The following is a 2,928-nucleotide window of genomic DNA, read 5'->3' on the forward strand; positions in this document are numbered from 1 at the left end:
GTTTAAAAAAAGCCAAGAAGCGATTCATTCGTCTCTTGGTTTTTTGCTTTGCATGAATAAAGTTAACTAGATTCTTGCTAAGATCACCATGGTTTGCAATCTGCAAAATGTTACAAAATTCAGAGGGGAGAACCTAGGTCATTTCGGCTAAGAACATTTCAATAGGTATAACTAATAAACTTATAACAATAAGTCTACAATCAATTTAGCCTTTGAAAAAAAGCATATCCCAAGGGATATGCTTTTTTCATGATTTAATTTGTAATTTCCTCTTCTTGTTTTTCTTCAACTTTTTCAGAAATAGGATCAGGATCCTTGAGTTCAAAAGAGAGTCCATCACGGTCTGAGACAGCTATTTTGTTATTTCCTACTAATCCTTCTAATAATTCCTTGACATCAATCCCAGAGGATGCTTTTAGAGTCTCTTGTAGCGATGCCATTAAGTCTGTAGCATATCCAGTTACTTTATTAGCACCACCATTTTGCCCATTGCCACCAGTGTCTACTACAGTGATCTTATCGATATTGCTTAATGGACTAGCAATTTCTTTCGCATACTCTGGAAGCATACGGATAACCATATCGAGAATTGCTGCTTGGCCGTATTGTTCAAATGCTTCCGCAATCTTACGTTTAGCTTCTGCCTCAGCAAGACCTTTAAGACGAATGACTTCTGCTTCTGATTCACCCTGTGCGCGTTGTGCGTCTGCTTTCGCTAAACCATCAACACGTACTTTTTCAGCCTGTGCTTTTGCTTCTGATTCAATACGATACTGATTCGCATCTGCTGAAGCAATTTGTTTTGCCTTTTCCGCTATGGCAGCTTGCTCAACCGCATAACGATCAGCATCAGCTTTCTTCTTAACTTCAGAGTCATACTGCTTTTCACGACGAAGAATCTCTTTTTCTTCTAGTTCAATTTGCTTTTGACGTTCAATAATTTTGATTTGCATCTCTTGTTCCGTTACTTCTTGTTGTGCGCGAGCTGTTTCTAAGTCATACGCCTGGTCGGCACGTGCCTTAGCAATATCCTGCTCGCGTCTATATTCTGCAGTTTTTAACTGATTTTCTTTTTCAGCTTCTGCAATCTCAGTTGCACGTTCAAGCTCAGCTTTTTTCGCTTCTTTTGAAGCTTCTGCTTGTTTAATACGTGTTTCTTTTTCAGCTTCAGCTGTTGCTATGTCTGCATCACGTCTTACTTGTGCTATACGAGGTTTCCCAAGGGAGTCTAAATAACCATTCTTATCTCTTACATCTTTAATTGTAAAGGATACGATATTCAAGCCCATTTTAGCTAAATCTTGAGATGCAACACGTTGAACTTCTTGAGAAAATTTATCTCGGTTTTTATAAATTTCTTCAACTGTCATTGATCCTAGAATGGAGCGTAGATGTCCCTCTAGTACTTCTTTAGCTTCGTTTTCACGGTCTTCCTTTGATTTACCTAAAAATTGTTCTGCTGCAGTAGCAATTTCGTTTACAGTACCGCCTATTTTTATAATAGCAGTACCATCAGCCATGACAGGAACACCCTGCTCTGTATAGACTTCTGGCGTTGTTACATCAAGTTTACTAGATAGTAGACTTAGTGGTTCTGCTTGCTGGAATACAGGTAGAACAAAAGTACCCCCACCACGAATAATTTTAATCTTATTTCCTGATTCATCTGTATGTACTGTTTTCCCATTTCCTAAATAGCTCCCTGTTACAATAAGAGCTTCATCAGGCCCTGCTGTGCGGTATTTTTTTATAAATACTGCAATCAGTGCAATGACAATAAACACAGCAACAGCAATTAGGATTGTTAATCCGCTAACCATTTCACCCATATATTTTCCCCCTTAAAATATATTGTTACGGATAGATTCCGTAATTAGTTAATCGTCATTTCAGAATCTAAATCATAAGGAGTAACGTATAATACTCGATCTTTAATATCTAAGACCAAAACCTCAGTTCCTTCTGCAATTGGATTGTTTTCGTAACTTGCTGCAGGTCTTGAAATCATTCCACTCTTACCATCAATAACAATTTCGCCAAAACCATTTTCAGGTATAGAAATAATAATTTTACCAACTCTTCCTTTCAGTGATTCTTCTGTAAATACTAGTGATTCCTCAGCAGAGGATAAAGGTACTAGTATGAAGAAATGAAGTAATACAGACATTAGGAAAGCAAATGCAATTGAAATAGAGAGTATTAGTATACTTGAGAATGGTGTCACTAGTTCAAATACATAGCCGGAAGAGGATAAGAAAACGATGAAAGCTAATATAAGAGCAGGATTAAGGAAAGCAAGTCCTTCACCAACACCATCCATAACATCACCGAAGAAAATGTAAAGAACAGTTAGACTTCCTGATATGATTAGTGTGGTTAAGTAAATTGTCTGAATATCAATACCAAATAAAGTCATACACATCATCCTATCTATAGATATGAAACTAACGATTACCTATTATACGATTCTATTGTAACGTAGGTTTCATAAAATACAAATAATTTTAATAAATTTCTGAAAAGAATGGTGAGTTGACAAGTTATGTCATCTTTAGACTTAAAATTGAAAGATAGTAATTAAAAAAAAGTTTAAGTACAAATTTGTGAACTAGTTGAATAATATAAGTATGAAAGGGGTTTTGGTTATGATAAATTCTGCGAAAATATTAAGGGCAGTTAGTATTCTTTGTGGAACTTTGATTACTATTGGTTTTATTACTTTTCTATATGGATACTTTGTAAGCGATTACGCAGCTTTAACTGGTATTGGTATTGGTGTAACAATGGGCGGTGTATTTATATTCATCATGGGGATTTTCTTAGTAGCAACTGAGGAAGTAGTGGAGAAGAACAAACGAAAGACCTTGTCTTAGGAAAAAAAAGCTCTGTCGTAATGACAGAGCTTTTTTATTGTATTACATATAACCC

General features: G+C 35.9%; 3 protein-coding genes. 1 reads left to right on the plus strand and 2 read right to left on the minus strand.

Annotated elements, in window-relative coordinates:
* Positions 1 to 254: 254 nt before the first annotated feature.
* Together G5W_RS0107400 and G5W_RS0107405 are read right to left on the minus strand one after the other, a co-directional pair.
* Positions 255 to 1,820 (minus strand): flotillin family protein, encoded by a 1,566-nt coding sequence (locus G5W_RS0107400; protein WP_029191051.1) that lies wholly within the window; start codon positions 1,818 to 1,820, stop codon positions 255 to 257.
* 53 nt (positions 1,821 to 1,873) lie between these two features.
* On the minus strand, positions 1,874 to 2,416 hold the full coding sequence (locus G5W_RS0107405) for an NfeD family protein (RefSeq protein WP_010095502.1): 543 nt from the start codon (positions 2,414 to 2,416) through the stop codon (positions 1,874 to 1,876).
* 229 nt (positions 2,417 to 2,645) lie between these two features.
* Here G5W_RS0107405 and G5W_RS0107410 point away from each other — a divergent pair, with 229 nt between their 5' ends.
* Positions 2,646 to 2,873, plus strand: a complete 228-nt coding sequence (locus G5W_RS0107410) for a hypothetical protein (protein WP_010095503.1) — start codon at positions 2,646 to 2,648, stop codon at positions 2,871 to 2,873.
* Positions 2,874 to 2,928: the final 55 nt, after the last annotated feature.

Source organism: Ornithinibacillus scapharcae TW25, assembly GCF_000190475.1.
GTDB lineage: Bacteria > Bacillota > Bacilli > Bacillales > Amphibacillaceae > Ornithinibacillus > Ornithinibacillus scapharcae.

What these genes read in the sequence shown, in the direction of transcription:
- G5W_RS0107400 (WP_029191051.1), bottom strand. Translation starts at nt 1,820, where the DNA reads ATGGTTAGCGGATTAACAATCCTAATTGCTGTTGCTGTGTTTATTGTC.
- G5W_RS0107405 (WP_010095502.1), bottom strand. Translation starts at nt 2,416, where the DNA reads ATGACTTTATTTGGTATTGATATTCAGACAATTTACTTAACCACACTA.
- G5W_RS0107410 (WP_010095503.1), top strand. Translation starts at nt 2,646, where the DNA reads ATGATAAATTCTGCGAAAATATTAAGGGCAGTTAGTATTCTTTGTGGA.